General features: G+C 56.4%; 17 protein-coding genes. 4 read left to right on the top strand and 13 right to left on the bottom strand.

Annotation, left to right across the window (positions count from 1 at the left end; all coding sequences use genetic code 11):
- Positions 1–69 precede the first annotated feature (69 nt).
- Positions 70–576: an Lrp/AsnC family transcriptional regulator gene (locus QZ268_RS13765; protein WP_295453682.1), complete on the top strand. Its 507-nt coding sequence runs from the start codon at positions 70–72 to the stop codon at positions 574–576.
- Here the strand turns inward: QZ268_RS13765 and QZ268_RS13760 are convergent.
- The 8 genes from QZ268_RS13760 to argE form a co-directional block, all read right to left on the bottom strand.
- Positions 573–2234: an ABC transporter ATP-binding protein gene (locus QZ268_RS13760; protein ID WP_295453679.1), complete on the bottom strand. Its 1662-nt coding sequence runs from the start codon at positions 2232–2234 to the stop codon at positions 573–575. The two genes, QZ268_RS13765 and QZ268_RS13760, sit on opposite strands and share 4 nt — an antisense overlap.
- Positions 2234–3094: an ABC transporter permease gene (locus QZ268_RS13755; protein WP_295453678.1), complete on the bottom strand. Its 861-nt coding sequence runs from the start codon at positions 3092–3094 to the stop codon at positions 2234–2236. The genes QZ268_RS13760 and QZ268_RS13755 overlap by 1 nt, the downstream gene beginning before the upstream one ends.
- The gene (locus QZ268_RS13750) at positions 3091–4050 is read right to left on the bottom strand and encodes an ABC transporter permease (protein ID WP_295453675.1); all 960 of its coding nucleotides are present in this window, start codon (positions 4048–4050) and stop codon (positions 3091–3093) included. The genes QZ268_RS13755 and QZ268_RS13750 overlap by 4 nt, the downstream gene beginning before the upstream one ends.
- 84 nt (positions 4051–4134) lie before the next feature.
- Complete coding sequence (locus QZ268_RS13745; protein ID WP_295453672.1) at positions 4135–5745, bottom strand: ABC transporter substrate-binding protein; 1611 nt, start codon at positions 5743–5745, stop codon at positions 4135–4137.
- A 290-nt stretch (positions 5746–6035) separates the two neighbouring features.
- Positions 6036–6947 carry a glyoxylate/hydroxypyruvate reductase A gene (locus tag QZ268_RS13740; RefSeq protein WP_295453670.1) on the bottom strand — a complete coding sequence of 304 codons (912 nt, stop codon included), beginning with the start codon at positions 6945–6947 and terminating at the stop codon, positions 6036–6038.
- Positions 6944–8332: an aspartate aminotransferase family protein gene (locus tag QZ268_RS13735; protein ID WP_295453667.1), complete on the bottom strand. Its 1389-nt coding sequence runs from the start codon at positions 8330–8332 to the stop codon at positions 6944–6946. The genes QZ268_RS13740 and QZ268_RS13735 overlap by 4 nt, the downstream gene beginning before the upstream one ends.
- 3 nt (positions 8333–8335) lie before the next feature.
- Positions 8336–9154: a GNAT family N-acetyltransferase gene (locus QZ268_RS13730; protein ID WP_295453664.1), complete on the bottom strand. Its 819-nt coding sequence runs from the start codon at positions 9152–9154 to the stop codon at positions 8336–8338.
- A gap of 127 nt (positions 9155–9281) precedes the next feature.
- The gene (gene argE, locus QZ268_RS13725) at positions 9282–10397 is read right to left on the bottom strand and encodes an acetylornithine deacetylase (protein WP_295453661.1); all 1116 of its coding nucleotides are present in this window, start codon (positions 10395–10397) and stop codon (positions 9282–9284) included.
- A 208-nt stretch (positions 10398–10605) separates the two neighbouring features.
- Between argE and QZ268_RS13720 the strand changes: the two genes are divergently transcribed.
- Both QZ268_RS13720 and QZ268_RS13715 read left to right on the top strand, forming a co-directional pair.
- Positions 10606–11271, top strand: coding sequence for a haloacid dehalogenase type II (locus tag QZ268_RS13720; RefSeq protein WP_295453657.1), 666 nt, complete (start codon positions 10606–10608; stop codon positions 11269–11271).
- Positions 11271–12560, top strand: coding sequence for an FAD-binding oxidoreductase (locus tag QZ268_RS13715; protein WP_295453655.1), 1290 nt, complete (start codon positions 11271–11273; stop codon positions 12558–12560). Before QZ268_RS13720 ends, QZ268_RS13715 begins: the two co-directional genes overlap by 1 nt.
- A 16-nt stretch (positions 12561–12576) precedes the next feature.
- On the opposite strand, the gene QZ268_RS13710 is transcribed toward QZ268_RS13715, so the two are convergent.
- From QZ268_RS13710 to QZ268_RS13700, 3 genes are all read right to left on the bottom strand, one after another.
- A complete protein-coding gene (locus tag QZ268_RS13710) occupies positions 12577–13524 on the bottom strand; it encodes an N-acetyltransferase (RefSeq protein ID WP_295453652.1) in 948 nt (315 codons plus the stop codon).
- Positions 13525–13836: 312 nt separating this feature from the next.
- Positions 13837–14133, bottom strand: a complete 297-nt coding sequence (locus QZ268_RS13705; protein WP_295453650.1) for an AzlD domain-containing protein — start codon at positions 14131–14133, stop codon at positions 13837–13839.
- Entirely contained in the window at positions 14130–14810 is a 681-nt protein-coding gene (locus QZ268_RS13700; protein WP_295453647.1) for an AzlC family ABC transporter permease, read from the bottom strand. Before QZ268_RS13700 ends, QZ268_RS13705 begins: the two co-directional genes overlap by 4 nt.
- Before the next feature lie 102 nt (positions 14811–14912).
- Between QZ268_RS13700 and QZ268_RS13695 the strand changes: the two genes are divergently transcribed.
- Positions 14913–15368 (top strand): Lrp/AsnC family transcriptional regulator, encoded by a 456-nt coding sequence (locus tag QZ268_RS13695; protein ID WP_295453645.1) that lies wholly within the window; start codon positions 14913–14915, stop codon positions 15366–15368.
- Positions 15369–15764: 396 nt separating this feature from the next.
- Here QZ268_RS13695 and QZ268_RS13690 read toward each other — a convergent pair whose 3' ends face one another.
- Together QZ268_RS13690 and QZ268_RS13685 are read right to left on the bottom strand one after the other, a co-directional pair.
- Complete coding sequence (locus QZ268_RS13690) at positions 15765–17459, bottom strand: hypothetical protein (protein WP_295453640.1); 1695 nt, start codon at positions 17457–17459, stop codon at positions 15765–15767.
- A 29-nt stretch (positions 17460–17488) separates the two neighbouring features.
- Positions 17489–17774, bottom strand: a 286-nt coding sequence (locus tag QZ268_RS13685) for a hypothetical protein (protein ID WP_295453637.1), incomplete at its 5' end; no start/stop codon positions are given.

The following is a 17774-nucleotide window of genomic DNA, read 5'->3' as shown; positions in this document are numbered from 1 at the left end:
GAATGGTTACAGGACCAGCAAATAGTATGCTCTTATGAAGAACGCACAGCCATTCACGTGGAATTTTGAATGACCCAGACCTACAAACTCGACCGTATCGATGTGAACATACTGGCTGCTCTGCAAGAGAATGGGCGGATAACCAATGTTGAGCTCTCGGAGATTGTCAACCTGTCGCCCTCCCCCTGCCTGATGCGGGTGAAAAAGCTTCAGAAGGCTGGCTATATCTCCGGATACACCGCTTTGATTGATGTTGCGAAACTGGGTGAGACGCTGACGGTGTTTACGGAATTCACTCTCAAAAACCACCGCCAAATCGACTTTGCGCGCTTTCAAGAGACCCTGGAAAAAATCGATAGCTGCGTTGAATGTCACCTCGTTTCAGGCGGTTATGACTACCTTGCCAAATTTGTAACCGCCGGCATTTCGGACTATCAAAATATTGTCGAAGCCCTGATCGACAAGGATGTTGGCATCGACAAGTACTTTAGCTTTGTCGTGATGAAGACGCCCTTTGTGAAAAACCATCTTCCACTCGGGCGCCTGTTTGGGGATCGGGTTCACGACCAGAGCTAACGGCCCTGCATGGCTTTTGCCAGCTCTGGGTTGTGTTCGAGGTTGGCCAGCCAGTCTGGGTCCAGCTTGGGCACCGATGAGATCAACAGCCGTGAATAGGGGTGTTCCGCGCTTTCGCTCATCTGTGCTGCGGGCAAGGATTCGACGAGCTCCCCTTTCAGCATGACAAGAACATCATCGCAGATCGCTTCGACCGTCGAAAGATCATGGCTAATGAACATATAGCTGAGCCCCAGGTCCCGTTGCAGGTCCTTGAGCAAATCCAGCATGGCCGCAGCTACTACCGTGTCCAAAGCCGATGTGATTTCATCACAAAGGATCAGGTCTGGTTCCGCCGCAAGCGCCCTGGCAAAATTCACCCGCTGTTTTTGTCCGCCAGACAGCTCCCCCGGGAGCCGGTGCCGCATTGCCGCTGGCAGCTGCACCATATCCAACAGTTCAATCACACGCCGCTCACGTGCCTTGCCAGTCATACCGTGATAGAACTTCAGCGGTCGGGACAGAATTGAGTCAATCGGCTGGGCTGGATTCAAAGCCGTATCTGCCAATTGAAACACAATTTGAAGCCGCCGCAGTTGATCTTTGGAGCGGTCTTTCAGATCTGGCGAAAGAGCCTCACCCTGGGAAAATACGTCGCCCTTGTAGCGGGGCAAAATGCCGGCAACCGCCCGAGCAAGCGTCGATTTTCCCGACCCGCTTTCCCCGATGACCCCGAGGTTTGTGCCTCTTTCCATCTGAAAGTTGATGTTATCCAGAACTTTGAACTCTGCCTCGCCCGAACGTGTCGGCCCGTAGCCCGCAGAGAGGTTGTTGACCTCAAGAATGGGGGCTTCGGCCTTGGCCACGGCAGATTTGACCGAGGCAAAAGGCACTGGCTTGAAGGCGGCTAACAATTCTTGGGTATAGGGGTGTTGCGGCGCGTCCAAGATGTCTCGTGTCATCCCGACTTCCTGAATTTGCCCTTCTTTCAGAACAATGATGCGGTCCGCAACCTGCGCCACCACTGCCAGATCATGGCTGACATAGACACCGGCCATGCCGCTCCCCTGCATCACCGATCGAAACGCCCTGAGAACCTCAATCTGCGTGGTGACATCCAGCGCTGTCGTGGGCTCGTCAAAGATGACAAGCTGCGGATCGCCAATCAGCGCCATTGCCGCCGACAATCGTTGCAGCTGCCCACCCGAGACCTGATGGGGATAGCGTTGCCCAATGCTGTCAGGCTCAGGAAGCGCCAGCGCGCGGAACAGCTCAACCGCCTTGGCTTCAGCTTCGGGACGGGGCATCAAATTATGAATGTCGGTAATTTCGATGACCTGATCCATGATCCGTTGCGACGGGTTAAAGGCCGCCGCAGCGGACTGCGGAATGTAGGAAACTTCTGTCCCACGCAACCGGGCGCGTTGGGGTTCTGTCAGTTTGGTAACATCCTGCGCGCCCAACTGAATAGAGCCGCCATTGATGGAACAGCCCGGGCGACAATGGCCCATCAGCGACAGCGCGATCGTTGTCTTGCCCGATCCGCTTTCGCCAATCAGTGCAACGATCTCACCCGGTTGGATATCAAAACTGACATGGCGAATAATCTCGACCTCGCGGCCAGAATCCGTCACCGCGCCGATCACAAGATCTCGAACAGACACAAGGGGTTGGCTCATCAGTTGCTCCTGTCGCGGATTTTTTGTGGAAGGTTATCGATGAACATATTCACCGAAATAGTCAGGGAGGCGATTGCGATACAGGGGAAGATCACCGCAGGCGCCCCAAGGCTAAGGCCCTCGATGTTTTCACGTACCAACCCGCCCCAGTCAGCATGGGGCGGTTGCACACCAATGCCGAGGAAGGACAGTCCCGACAAAACCAAAACGATAAAGACAAAGCGCAGGCCAAGGTCCGCCAGCACCGGCCCCAGGATGTTAGGGAATATCTCGGTGCGAATAAGATATCCCGTTTGCTCACCGCGGGCACGGGCCACGGTGACAAAATCCATCGTGTTCACATTCACCGCCAAAGCCCGCGCAAAACGGTAGCTTCCGGGCAGGTAAATCGCGGCCAGCGTCAGAACCAGCACAGGGATGGACGAGCCAACGGCAGCAACAACAACCAGGCCAAACAACAAGGAAGGAATGCCGTTAAACGCATCCAGCAGGCGTGACAGGATCGTATCAAGCCATCCGCCAATCACAGCCGCGACCATGCCCAGAACAATACCGCCGCTACAGGCCAGGGTGACGCCGGCCAGTGATATGCCGACGGTATATCTTGCCCCCATCAAAACCCGGCTCAGGATGTCCCGACCCAGATAATCCGTGCCCATCCAATAGCTTTCGCTGATTGGGCCAAAGTAGTCCCAATCCACAATTTTGCCCGGCGGATAGGGAATAATCCAGGGGGCGATTATAGCGATCACAGCCCAGAACAGGATTATGGTCAGGCCAATTCGTCCCGCCATATTAAAGGAATAGCCATGACCAGTGATTGAGAATTTGCGTTCGGAGCCTTGAGTATCTTGCATCATTTCCGCAGCCTTGGGTTGGACAGAGTGGCGATCACATCAGCCAAGGTGATCAAAGAAAGATAGCTCACACAGAACACCATCGCGCAGGACTGGATGAGCGGCAGGTCACGCGTTGCAACGGCATCCACCATCAGTTTGGCCACCCCCGGATAGTTGAAAACGGTCTCGACGATGATGACGCCACCGACGAGATAGGACAGCGACAGCGCCACCGCATTGGCGATAGGGCCCAGCGCATTGGGCAAGGCATGATGTAGAACCATGCGTCGACGGCTTGCCCCTTTCAGAAGGGCCATTTCGACATAGGGTGTTTTGATTGTCTCGATCACCGCAGCGCGGGTCATGCGGATCATCTGCGCCGACACAACACAGGTCAAGGTGATGACAGGCATGGCATAGGCTTTGAGCAGCGCGGCAAAATTACTGGCATCCGCCCCGTAGCTCAGGGCTGGCAGCCAATCCAGCCAGACCGCAAACACCAGAACCGCCAGTGTGGCGACCATAAATTCCGGAATGGAGATCACCGAAATCGTCAGGATCGACACAAGCCGATCCAGCAGGGAATCCTGCCACATGGCTGCAGCGATACCGCAGGTCAGGGCAAAGGGGACGCAGATCACAGTGACAACCCCTGCCAGCCGCAGGGAGTTGGAGAGCCGGCGTCCAATCAAATCAGCGACACTGATGTCGTTGACATAAGAGCGCCCCATATCGCCAGTGGCGAGCCCGCCCAGCCAGGACAGGAACCTCGACAGGGCGGGTTCGTTCAACCCCATGGCATCCCGCAACCCGGCGACAGCATCGGGGGTTGCCGCCTGCCCCAATAGGATCTCAGCGACATCACCGGGCAACAGTTCGGTGGCGAAAAATACCGCAAAAGAAACAATGATTAATGTTATCAATGCGATGCCAAGTCGGTGTGCGACAAGCAGCCAGGTATGAGACGATCTATGCAACGCGGGCTCTCCGGATCTGGGTCTTAAAAATGCGCGTTCCCTGCGCCGGGAAACCCAGCGCAGGGACATACTGATTTAAGTCTGTTAGGCGTCGAGCCAGACGTATTCGGCAAATGCATAGCCCATTTGGCCGCCCAACGGGTTTGAGCGCAGACCTTTCACAGAGGTGGACAGTGCATCCACGTTTGCCAAATAGGCCGGAATGACCGTGCCCGCGTCATTGGCAACCATGTCCTGCATTTCCCAATAGATTTCCTTGCGGAGATCCTCGTTCAAAGCGCCACGCGCCTCGATCAGCATCTTGTCGAACTTTTCGGATTTAAACTGGCTCTCGTTCCACTTGGCATCCGAGCTGTAGAGCAGCGAGAACAGAATATCCGGTGTAGGACGTGGGTTGATATTGCCAAAGTGAATGGGCGCTTTCAGCCAGTATTTGGACCAGTAGCCATCAGACGGTACCCGCTGAACGTCAAAGTTCATGCCGATTTCCGACCCTGCCTGCTGAACCACCGTCGCCATATCAACAGAGGCCGTTGCCGCATCAGAGGCAACGATTGGAACCGACTCGCCCAGTAGGCCGGACTTGGCGAACAGTGCTTTGGCCTTCTCCGGGTCATAGGCTTTGGGGGCCAGCTCAGAGTTGTGATAGCGGTTTGCTGCAGACACAGGCTGGTCGTTGCCGACGGTCGCCATACCGCGCAGAACCGATTTTTCGATTACTTCGCGATTGATCAGATGCTTCATCCCTTCGATGAAGCCCGCTTTGGCACCGGGCTCCATGTCCAGACGGATGTTCAGGTTAGTATAATTGCCGGAGCTGGTGACCGATGACCAAACGTGGTCCTGGCCTTCCAACATGCGGCGCGAACGACCCTTGATGGAGGCACCCATGTGAATGTCACCGGACAGAACCGCATTTACACGCGCGTTGTTGTCGGTGATGGCAAAATACTCAAAGCTGTCCAGATAGGGACCATCCTTAAAGTAATTCGGGTTCTTCACCGCGATGGATTTCACACCCGGTTCAAAGGTCTCCATCATAAAGGCGCCGGTGCCGTTGCCCTTTGAGAAATCAGTCGTGCCATCCGCCACAATCATAAAGTGGTGCAACGACAGGATCGTGGGCAGGTCGGCGTTGGATTCCTCGAGAACAATTTCAACGGTCAGATCATCAACCGCCTTAATCGCGGTCATCTGCTTGGCGATGGAATTGACCTTGGACCCAACCGCCGGATCCAGGTGGCGGTTCATGGAAAACACCACATCCGCCGCGGTAAAGGGCTTACCATCATGGAAGGTAACGCCGGATTTCAGCTTAACGGTCCAGGTTTTGGCATCAGCAGAGTCAATGCTATCGGCCAGTTCCATTTGCACCTGACCAAATTCATCCAAGAAGGTCAGTCGGTTGTAAACCGCGCAGCAGCGGACGTAATCAGTGGACAATGAGGCCTTGGCCGGGTCAAGCGTATCGGCGGTGGATGACGACCAGCCCGCCGCTTTCAAATGGCCACCAAAGACCGGTGTTTCTGCCACCGCGCCTGTTGCGCCCAGCAGCAAAGATGATCCTGCGCCGACGGCAACCCCCGAAGCAGCCAGCATCTTCAGCAAGTCGCGCCGCGTTGCACCACGCCGGATCGCATTTTCGACCATTGTATCGTCGCGACCGGTCCAATTTGTTGGTTTATTATTGGTCATGTTCAATCCCTGTTTGTTGTGGGGCCCGCGCAACCGCACAGGCAAGAAGCATTCTTGAAGAGTGACAGCCTTCGTCTGGTCAGCGACAGATTGCGTCGCGAGACGGTGAGACCCGTTCCTCTGGTGAAACCAGAAGAGAGGTAGACCCCAGTGCCACAGCACTTCCTGAACTCATCATCCGCCAGTAAACCTGCGCATATTGTTTGATATCCGGGCCTCCTGCGGCAGAATCTTCCAAGTTGGTGAAGTCCGCAGAACATCTGATTGCCGACCTTCGCCACCCGCGCCTTTCAATAGCCATTGGTTTGATCCACCAAACCCGGCGGGGTTTCACCGCGTTTCAGGGCCTGGATAACATTCAGCGCGTGGTGCGCCCCTTCATATGCGTCGGTCTGCGCCGCAATATGCGGCGTGATGATCACCTGCGGATGCGCCCAGGCCCAATGGTCTTTGGCAAGCGGCTCAGGATTGGTGACATCCAACATGGCAGAGGTCAGCCCCCCCTTATTCAACGCATCCCGCAGATCATCCATATGCAGGTGCGCACCGCGCCCGGCATGAACCAAATGGGCACCTTTGGGCATTGCGGCAAAGGTTTTTGCGTTCAGAATACCCTTGGTTTCCTGGGTCAGAGGCAGCAGACAGACCAAGATGTCAGACTGTGCCAGCACCGCCGACAAGGCCTCGGCGCCATGGATTTCAACGCCCTCAACAGGCCGCCCCGAGCGCGACCAGCCAACTACCGGAAAGCCCAAAGCGGTCAAGCTTTGGGCCACCAGTCGGCCGATCCGCCCCATGCCCAGCACGCCAACCCGGCGCGTGGTCGTGGCCCTGGTGTCCCGGCTGTTCCACGCCCCTTTGCGGGCCTGCTGCAGATATGCGGGCATGTCCCGATGCATCATCAAACAGGCCATGGTCACCCAGTCGCGCACCTGCGTTTCAATCCCCGGCGCCGCAGACCGGCACAGCATGATATGCTGAGGCAAAGCAGTCATCTGATCCACCCCAGCCCCAACGGACAAAACCAGTTTCAGGTTTGGGTATACCGTCAAATCAGATGGCGGCTGCCAGCAGGCCAATGCCGTGACGTCTTTGGCCTCCGCCCCCGAAGGTGCCTGGGTGAAAAGAGGCTCTCCTGCGGCGGCAAAGACCTCACTCCAGACCTTGGCCCGCGCAGGAAAGCTTTGGAGCAGTAGAGTCATCCGCGCAGCACGGCTCTGATTTCCGGATCTTCCAGGGTGAGATCAAGCACCTGTTTGGTTCGATCAACGATGGCGTCGATTTCATCAGCAGTACAGCACAGCGGCGGCGCAAATCCAAACACGCCCTGCGGAAAGGCGCGAATGATCAGGCCGTTATCCCATGCACGATCAAACAGACGTGTCGCGGCCTGGAGCTCGGCCGGCACCGGGGTTTTCTTGTCCTTATCCGTGACCAGTTCAATCGCGGCCAACATCCCCCGGCCCCGCACATCCCCAACAAGGGGGTGATCTGACAATCCGGCCAGACCTTTTTGCAAACGGTCCCCCATCTTGATGCCGTTTTCAAACAACCCGCCCTCATAAAGCTTCAGCACTTCCAGCGCCACAACCGCACTGACCGGATGCGCTGAATAGGTAAAGCCGTGGCCAACGGCCTTGGGCCCCGCCCCTTCGGCAATTGTTTGGTAGACGTGATCGGACAGGAACACAGCCCCCATTGGCGAATAGCCAGAGGTCAGCCCCTTTGCCGTTGTCATCATGTCGGGCACGATGCCTTCTTCTTCGCAGGCAAACATCGGGCCGGTACGGCCAAACCCGGTGATAACCTCATCCGCGATAAAAAGGATGTCCAGCTCGGCGCAGGTGTCGCGCATTGCCTTGATCCAGCCTTTGGGTGGCACCAAGACGCCTGATGAGCCCTGGATCGGCTCTACATAGAAGGCGGCAACGCGTTCTTGCCCCAGCTCTGCAACCTTTGCCCTTAGGGCGGCAACCGATGCGGCAATAACGGTCGCAGGGTCGCTTCCCACCGGGTTGCGATACAGGTAATGCGACGGGATTTTATGCTGCCAATTGAACGGCACACCAAACCCGTCATGAAATGCCGGCAGCGCTGTCAGGCCCGCGCCTGCAGAGGTGGAGCCGTGGTATCCCTGTTCAACCGAGATATACTGGTCTTTCTGGGGCTGGCCTTTGGAATGCCAATAGTAGCGCACAAAACGAATGGTACTATCCACCGCGTCAGAGCCGCCAAGCGTAAAGAAGATGTGGTTCAGATCCCCCGGCGCGCGGTCCGCCAGCTCAGCCGCCAATTTGATAGGGGCCTCAGAGCCAAGATCAAAATACCCTGTCGCATAGGGCAGACGGCGCATTTGTTCGGCCGCCGCCTCAACAACGCTTTCATGGCCATAGCCGGCGTTCACACACCACAGACCGGCAAAACCATCCAAAAGCTGGCGTCCCTCAGAATCCGTAACGGTGGCCCCTTTTGCGCTTTTCAGGATGCGAACACCCCGTGCTTCGTGTCCCTGCCAGGACGAGACCGGATGCACAAAATGCTGACGGTCCAATTCGTGTAACGCGTTTGAATGCAATTGAGTGTTCATTGTTTACCCCAAAGCCTGAGAAACCAGACCATAGGTCTGAAAGGTGTTGCCATAGGTGGCCTGCTGCGGCTGAAGCACCATGCAGGTGCCGCCGCCGACGGGTTCCAGACCCAGCTCCTGCGCAAATGTGCCCAGTTCTGGAACCGGCGTATCAAGGCGCAGAAAAGAGCCGTTTTCTGTGTGCGCCGCTGTCGCCAGAAAACTGCGGGCCGTTTCCAGATTCTGCGCGACAATCGGGCCAAGCACCTTTCCGCGGCCAAAATCGCGCAGCATGGCAAAGCCCTGGTCGGTGTAAAACACCTGCCCCTGCTCTGAGATCTGCTTCAACAGATCGCCGCGCTCCAGGCCAGAGGCGGCCCTATCCATCGCGACCATACGGTCCAGATCGTAGCCATCGGTGTTCACCCCATCGGCGGGTGGAGCGGCCCGAACCAGCCCTTGGAACTGCGCGACGTCACCGATCGCTTTGAACCCCAGCTTTTCATAGAGCGGCAGCCCGTCCTGGGTTGCAATCAGCCGCATTTCCCGTGCACCAGCATACGCAATAACCGCATCCATCAGACGACGCCCCAGGCGGCGACCGCGCAGGCGCTCATCAACGATGATCATATTAAGGGTGGCAACATCGCCAAAAACCGAGGCAAGCGCCGTGCCTACAACTTCGCCCTCTTGTAGCGCTACAACCCCTGTGGAGTGCGAAAGCGTCAGCGCCCAATCCTGTGTCCGGTGTGGCCATCCAGCCTCTTGGCTTAGCCGCACCGCTCCGGGCAAGTGATCTGCGGAGAAATCCACCAATTGGATCCTGTCCAAAGTTGTCGTCATAATTTCAATTCCATGATTACTTGCCCCCAGCCTACCGGCTTTGACATACGCGTTGCGCTGCGTTTGAGGTGGGGAAAGCAGCAAAGAAACTGCATCAAGAGTGTTTGCAGCACAAAATGCTACGCAGCTAGTTTGCCAGGTGCTGACCCAGCTTACAGATCATGTCCCGCGTTGCCTCCAGCTCTGCGCGGGTCAGATACTCTTCTGGTTTATGCGCCCGCGAGATGTCCCCCGGGCCGCAGATGATCGAGGGAATTCCAGCCTGCTGAAACAGCCCCGCTTCGGTGCCAAAACTGACAGCCCCAAGCGGTGGTTTTCCAGATAGCTCGGTCATGAGACGGCTCAGGTCGGACTCTGTCGGCAATGCCAGCGCCGGGTAGGAGGAAATCCAGTCAACCTCCAGCGAAGATCCGGCCTGTGCGATAATCGGCGCCATCAGCTGCCGGGGATCGACACCGGCAATGGCCCGTGTTTCGATCAGCGCTTCGGCGTGATCCGGTATGATGTTGACCGCTTGCCCGCCCTGCACAACACCAATCTGAAGGGTCGAATAGGACGGCGCAAAACGCGCATCCTGCGATTGGGTCTTTAAGGCCTCAGCCTGCGCCGCAGCCGCACTAAGCGCCGGAAGCAAAGCGTGAATAGCATTTTGCCCCTGATCAGGGCGCGAGCTGTGACCGGCCAGACCTTTGGCCCGCAGCCGCAGCGCCGCTTTCCCCTTGTGGGCCAACACGGGCTGCAATCCCGTTGGCTCCCCAACAATGCAGCCCAACGGCCTGGCACAAAGGTTTGGCAGCTCCGCAATCATATGGGGCACCCCTTTGCAGCCGGCCTCTTCATCATAGGACAGTGCAATATGAACCGGGGCAGACAGCGACAGGGCTGCCAGATCTGGCACCGCCGCCAGGACAGCGGCATCAAAGCCTTTCATATCGCAGGTTCCGCGCCCGATCAGGCGGTCCCCATCGCGGCGCATTTTGAAAGGATCCCCTTTCCATTCAGGCTCACCGGCGGGCACAACATCCACGTGCCCAGACAGGATGTAGCCCGGAACTGAGGGATCGCCAATGGTGGCAAACAGATTGGCGCGGTCGCCTTCTGGCCCGGTCAAAACATGAACCTGGGCTCCGTAGCTCTCAAGGTAATCAGCAATAAACTGTATCAGGTTGAGGTTTGCGTGGCCCACAACGGTGGGATACCCCACCAGCCTGCCTAACAGGTCTTCTGCGGTTAAAATTGTCATCTGCTGCCCCATTTTCTAACGTCACCTTATCTGCAGACAGTCTGCACCGGCTTCACAAGGCGCATCGGTTAAGCCCGCCGGTCAGATGGCAGGCTCTGCTGTTGTGCATTTGTATTTCAGAATTTCCTGCCTTGGTTTTGGCAAACCCGGCATCTGGCGCGCCTTGGAAAGCGACAAGATGATCTCGACGAAACACTGGAGAGCTCGGATGACCTTCCGCCCTAAATACATCACCTTTGACTGCCACGGCACCATGATTAACTTTGATATGGCCGGTGCGGCGACGGATCACTACAGCAATATTCTGTCCGCAGAGGCACTGGCAAAATTCATCCAGGATTTTTCAGCCTATCGCCTCGATGAAGTTCTGGGGGCCTGGAAGCCATATGCTGAGATCGTTTACAACGCGCTTGAACGGGCTTGTAAACGGAACAATCTGGCCTTTGATCCTGCGATTGCGAAAGAAATATACCACCGCGTCCCAACCTGGGGCCCCCATGCCGATGTGCCCGCCGGGCTGGCCAAAGTGGCCCATGAAATACCACTGGTGGCGCTGACCAACTCGATGAACGCGCAAATCCCCCACAATATCGAAAAACTGGGCTCGCCCATCGCGCATGTGTTCACCGCCGAAGACGCGCAGGCCTACAAGCCGCAAATGCGGGCGTTTGAGTATATGTTTGATCAGCTTGGGTGCGGACCAGAAGACGTCCTGCATGTATCGTCGTCTTTCCGCTACGATCTGATGACAGCCCATGATCTGGGGATCACCAATAAGGTCTGGATCAACCGCGGCCATGAGCCGGCAAACCCATACTACGGCTACACAGAACTCCCTGATGTTTCCGGTCTGGCAAAAGTGGTTGGTTTGTAATGCAGTTTGCCTCCTATTGGCATGAAACAGCTGCCCCGTTCGAGGCGGCATGCCCTGCGCCGGTTAGCGGACACTTTGATGTTGTCATCATCGGGGCCGGTTTTACCGGACTCAGCTCCGCACATCGCCTTGCCAAGGCGGGCGTATCTGTGGCGATCCTAGAGGCAGAACACGTTGGCGCCGGGGCCTCTGGACGAAACGGTGGCCATCTGAACAACGGCCTGGCCCATGATTTTGCCTCTGCCAAATCCCACTTGGGCGCGACACGCGCCCAAGCGCTGTATCAGGCCTACGATCACTCTATTGATGTTATCGAGGAACTTATTGAGGCTGAGGGCATTCAATGTGATTTTCGCCGCTCAGGTAAACTGAAACTGGCCTCTAAGCCCTCTCATGTTGCGGCTATGAAAGCGAATTTTGAGCTGCTGAACAAAGAGGTCGACCCAGAGACCCGCTGGCTCGACCGCTCTGAGCTGAAGGATGAGGTTGGCAGTGATAGCTTTCATGGTGCGATCCTTTATGGAAAGTCTGCCATGATGCATATGGGGCGCTATGTCTGCGGCTTGGCGCAGGCGGCACAGCGGCACGGGGCCACGATTTGGGAAAACGCTCCAGTTACTGCGCGATCCAAAACCGCAAAGGGCTGGCAGCTTGACACCATGCGCGGCAGCCTGACCGCAGATCGCGTGATCGCCGCCACCGGAGCCTATTCTGCGCAGGTTAAAACCGCCCCCCTGGGGTACTTTCGCAGGCGCATCATTCCTGTTGGCTCCTTCATCGTGGCCACCCGTCCGTTGTCCCAAATCGAAGTCGCGGAGATCATGCCGGGAAATCGCACCTGTGTAACCTCGCTGAACATCGGGAACTACTTTCGCCTGTCCCCGGATAACCGGCTGATCTTTGGCGGCCGGGCGCGGTTCTCTGCGGATAGCAATCAGCGCTCAGACGCAAAGTCGGGCGCCATTTTGCGCAAATCCATGACCGAAATCTTTCCGCAAACCCAAAACATCGCAATCGACTACTGCTGGGGCGGTCTTGTTGGCATGACCAAAGATCGCTTTCCCCGGGCGGGCGAAGCTGATGGCATGATCTATGGCATGGGCTATTCCGGCCATGGGGCGCAGTTTTCAACATTGCTGGGGCAAAAACTGGCGAACAAAGCTATGGGCGTAAAGGAAGACATGCCTCTGGATGGGTTGAATTGGCCGACAATTCCCGCCCATTCCGGCCAGCCCTGGTTTCTTCCGCTAGTGGGCCTGTGGTTTGGTCTCAAAGACCGCCTGTCGTAACCCTGGGGCAGGCCCCTTACCCCAGGGAGTGCGCAGCCAATCCATACAACACAGCGCCCGTTGTGGCGCGCCGCTGTTTGCCTAGGTACATTTCTGTCACAGTGTCATACAGGACCAGCCCGGCAGCTGACAGAAACTCGGTCAATTCGCCTTCCTCCACCGGGGTATCCAGGCGCAGAAAGGTCCCTGCGCGTTTCTGAATCAACGGCGCGATCAATTGTATTGCCAGCGCATCACTGTCTGCCACCACGGGTCCAATCACCTGACCTCGGCCAAAGTTGCGGATCATCGCATATCCCGCAATCTGTCCTGCGCGCTCTGCGACAATACAGTCAGATTTGACCTGCAGCGCCTGAAGAATGGTTTGGCGATCGGCACCATAGGCGCCTGTGTCCAGTTCCAGCAGCTCTGGCCAGTCTCTCTCTTCAACAGCGCGCACATCGGTATGAGCCAGCGGTGGTGGCGGCACAATCGCCCGCGCGATGCCCTGTTGCTGCCGGATCGTTGCCACCGGTTGGAAACCCGCATTTTTATACAAACGGTAGCCCGCACGCGTTGCACTCAGACGTAGATCCCGCGCGCCACAGTCCTCCATGATTTGCGCCAACATCCAGCGCCCCGTCCCCCGTGTCTGCAAACGCGGAGCGGTGATCATCATGCCCAACATCGCAAATTCCGAGCCCATTTCGAACTTCATCGCAGAACTCAAAGGGCGGCCAATTTCATCCAAAGCAAGGTATCCCTGCCCCAGCTGTATCAGCATTTCGAGATCCCGGTCGCGATGCGGCCAAAAGACACCGACAATCAATTCCTGAAGCAAGGACAGATCTTTTAATGAAATCTCACGCGTCGCAGCTTGAAAAACATCAACTTTCAGATGGGAATCCGATCTTACCTGTTGCGGCGACGAAACCTTTAGCTCTCTAAGGGACTCATCCTGCTCACCCAGATCTTTTGCCGTCATATGCCCCCCCTACAACATCAGGCCTCGTGCCCACACGTGTGTTCAGTATGTAGTTTACCCGAATAGCGCAGTCGATTCTTTTGAAGTCATCGTTCTTACGACAGATTATTTCAGAACCGTCAGAGACAGTTCATCTGGGTGGGCCCAGAAGGCCCTTAACCTCAATTCAAGTGCCCCCCGTTTTCTAGGCCCAGGAGACAAACGATGGGACCTACGGCGAAACTGTTGTAACGGAACGCAAATCCGCTTTAGAGAAAGCTGAGGGTCGACTAAGGACCTGCAGCGGGGTACTCGGCAGGCCCCGTTTCAATGTCAAAGCCCAAAGGCTGCGAGACCCGCAAAGGCCACCACACCAACCACCATCGTGGCAATAACGTGATTGGTTAGAACTGCCGCTCCGAGTGCCGCGCCGGCTGCAACCCATGTCTGCAATGGTTGACCTGCAAGCGATGCTGCAACCAGACTGACAACGATCAAACCCGGTAAATCGTCTAACACCCACGCATGGCGTGAGCCACGGATGCGTCCGCCTGCAATCAAACCGAGAATGCGAATGGAGAACGCGGCAAGAGCTAAAATGCCGATGACACCCCAGTGCGCGACGCTCATGCGACCACTCCGCTGGCACGATGCAAGATCAAGGACATCGCCAGACCGGCAACCGTCCCAGCGACGATTGCATAGGCCTTCGGCAATCCTAGAGACACGACCGCGATGGTTACGGTGGCGGCGACCACCCAGGGCAACATCTGTGGCCTTCCGCGCCAAAGCCCTCGTGCCATTGCAATGAATGCGGCTGTAAAGGCGAACCCCAATCCAAAGCGTTCAAGGTCGGGCAGCACCGCCCCAATCACTGCTCCAACCGTTGTTGAAACTGTCCAGACAGCGATCATCACAAGGCCTGATCCCATGAGGAAGGCCGCCCCAACATCTGGCGATTTAGCGCGTTCCGCCATCGTCAACGCCCAGTTTTCGTCGCCCGTGATGTGGATCGCCAAGAGTTTGGCCCTCAACGATAGACCTGCCAACACATCCGACAGCGATGCGACAATCCCTATATAGCGCAGATTCAGCGCAGCCCCTGCCAGGGCAGCACCGGCGACCGTTTGCGTGGAGGCAAACTGCTCCACCGCGACGATCTGAGACGACCCTGCATGAACGGTGGCGCTCATCAGTCCAACGCCCCACCATGGGAAACCAACTTGGGCAGCAAGAAGACCGAACGCAAAGCCATAGATAGCAGCGCCAAGAGCGAGAGGGAGGATAGCAATAGCACCGTGTTTCATGAGGACATGAATAGACAGCTCACCCGATGCGATATATACCTACATCAGGATATATGCGATGCGATCGCATCACAATCTTGCAAAAATGGGAACTTTTAAGTCATGGACGCAACAGATCGAAAGCTGCTCGATCTTTTTCAAAAAGATGCCAAAACTTCCGTGCAATCATTTGCAGATGCCACAGGCATTTCGAAAGCTTCAGTGCAGAGACGGATTCGGGCGCTGCGGGACGCGGGTGTGATCAAAAGCGAGGTCGCAATTCTTGACCCAAAATCTCTCGGCCTGGGCATAACTGCCATCGTGTCGGTAGAACTGGAACGTGATCGGCTTGATCAGATTGATGCATTCAAGCGTAAAGCGCGTGAAGATCGGCAAGTAACGCATTTCTATTGTATCGCGGGCGAGGCCGATTTCATCCTCGTCGTGATGGCAAAAGATATCGCAGGCTACGAAGCCTTCACACATCGGTTCTTCTTTTCTGATAGGAATGTTCGCAAATTTCGGACATCCATCGTAGTCTCGACCGAGAAAGCAACTTCGGAGTTGCCAATCTCCTAGCAGACATTACAGCCGTCACCACGAACGGAAGCAGTGGTCGCGCACTGCGTGTTCCGCCATCGCTGAGTTTTTCATTTGGGCGCAGGTCAAATCCGGCTGATAGTGCTGACAGCATAGACGGTGTATTCTCTGTGTTTTTGCATATGAAGATTGGTTTTGAGAGAGGATGGGCATTGGCTTTCATACCCCGTCTGCTCCCGATCTGCTTCCACAGCCCGCAGAAGACGCCTCGCCAACTTAGCTGCTGTTTGCTGCGCGGCGTAGCATCGGGCGTAGCGCACCAACGCGTAAAGCCACCCTGAGGTGGCGTTAAGTGTCTTATTTTATGTATTAATATTGGTTACGGGAGGAGGAGTTGGACTTTGGCGAACTTTTTTCAATGTGGGTGGCTGAGGCTTATTCCGAGATCATCTCTTTGGCATCATCGTCCGCACTTTGCTGCGTCGAAGCCTCGCGCTTTGCCTCTTCCTTCTGCTCGCGCAGATCATCTTCAACCCGCTCGAAGACGCCCTCTGGCATTGGGCTGTGCTTTGCGATGCGGCGGCGATTGCCGGCGGTCGCCAGCATGCAGACCTCGTAGTAAAAATCCTCAACGGCTTCGGGCTGCTCCTCGGCCAAAAATCCGATCCATTCTTCGATCGTATCGGCGATCGCCTTGCGGGCGGCCTGTTGTGTGGCCTCGTCCTTCCTGGACATATTCGCCGCGACATTCGCGACCTTGAACATAGCGGCTTGCATTGCCGGGCTCATTGTAGCCGCAGCAGAGTTCTTACGGGTGGCTTTGACGGGCTTGCGGAACATACGTTTGCTCATTTTAGTGTCCTTTGGTTTGGTGTTTTTACCGCTTGAGGCGGGATTGCCCCGCGGCATAAAAATTAGATAAAACGTTTTTCTGGGGGTAATCGCTTTTTCTCCGAGAAAATCACCTGCGTTCGGGCCAACCCTTTGTATTGGTGTTATTTTTATTTTTTTCCGCGCGGTCCGTCGACTCTCTGCGGATCTTTCATGTGAAAGATTTCCTGCCAAAATCGTCATTTTCAGGCGTCGAGCCAGGTCTGGAAGCTTGCTGATATTGCCCGACAGATCGGCTCCCAAAGTCCCGCCAATCTTGGCCAATAGTCCCCTCTCCTCTTCAAGCGTTTTATTGGCGGCACGGAAGTCTACATTGACCCGCGCAAGCGCTTCGTTGCGCGCCGTCTTGAACATCGCGCCCCATCCACGGCGGAATGCCTTTGCAATGCGCGATGCACCTTTGGGTGAACGTTGCGCATGTCGCTGCGCCCGCAAGAACACCTCGTCCTGTTCGCGCCCTTTCACTGGCACCAACGCATCCTCGGCGCTTGGTGCGCTGGGGTCGACCGCGCCCTGCGCCACCGCCTCGGTGATTTCAATGATGGTCTCTGCCTCCGCCGCTTTCTCTTCGACGACGGCCGAGCGGGTCTCAAGGTCACGCTCACGCTTGGCCAGCTCAAGGTCCTTCTTGCGCCGCCATTCGCGTGTTTTACTGTGCATCCGCTTCGGAGGCGGTGTCTCGCCCTTGGCGATGGCCTCGCGGTATGCCGCCTTACGCCGTTCCCCACGATCAAGACCGATCTCGGAGAACCATTCGCCAACGCTATCTTGGGCGTGCTCATAATCTTCGATCACATCAAACTTGGAAGGCTGCAGCATCAGCCGGGTGGCGATGACTTTTTTCTCACCGGTCTTTTTGTCCGTGCGTGTCATCTCAACCTGCACGCGCGGCATGATCACGGCGTGAATGTGGTAGGCCTCTTCATCAAGATCTGCCCGAGCATGAATGACATCATCGACAAAAGTCTCCTTCAGCCAAGCGATGGACAGCCGTTCAAAATCCGCAATCCGTTGATTGTGCTCGACGCCTTCGCCAAATACAGCTGCGGGGTCAGCATCGAACCACGCCTTGTTGACCGTCAAGATCACCTCGCGCATCGGCCCGTGCCGCGTTGGCCGCCAAGGGTTGTGCGGCCCTTCTGTCAAGCGTTTCTGGATGTCTTTCTTTCGTTTGCGCTGCTCCAGGGCTTCCAGCTCCGCCGCAATGTTCTGCGCCTTAATAGCTGCGATCTCCGCCAAGGCATTGGCAGCCCAGTCCTCAGATCCAATCAGCAAGTGATTTGGCGCTGGCGGATGTTCAAGAATGTGGCCGATTTCACCGCCGACCCGCTTGCGGTGTTTCTCATAGCCTGCGAGGTGTTCAGGCCCGATGCCCTCAAAACGCAGTACAACCGGGTAGCGTGTTTCAAAGTGTGTGACCTGAGCCCCTGAATTTCCTCCATTTTTGTGTAGAGTCCGCCCAACCGAAAGGCGGACAAATGAAGACGAGATTCACGGACGAACAGATCATCCAAATGATCAAGGAGCAGGAAGCTGGCGAGAAGACGGCTGACG

It is taken from the genome of uncultured Pseudophaeobacter sp. (assembly GCA_905479575.1).
Taxonomy (GTDB): Bacteria; Pseudomonadota; Alphaproteobacteria; order Rhodobacterales; family Rhodobacteraceae; genus Pseudophaeobacter.
This window is presented reverse-complemented; position numbering and strand designations above follow the sequence as displayed.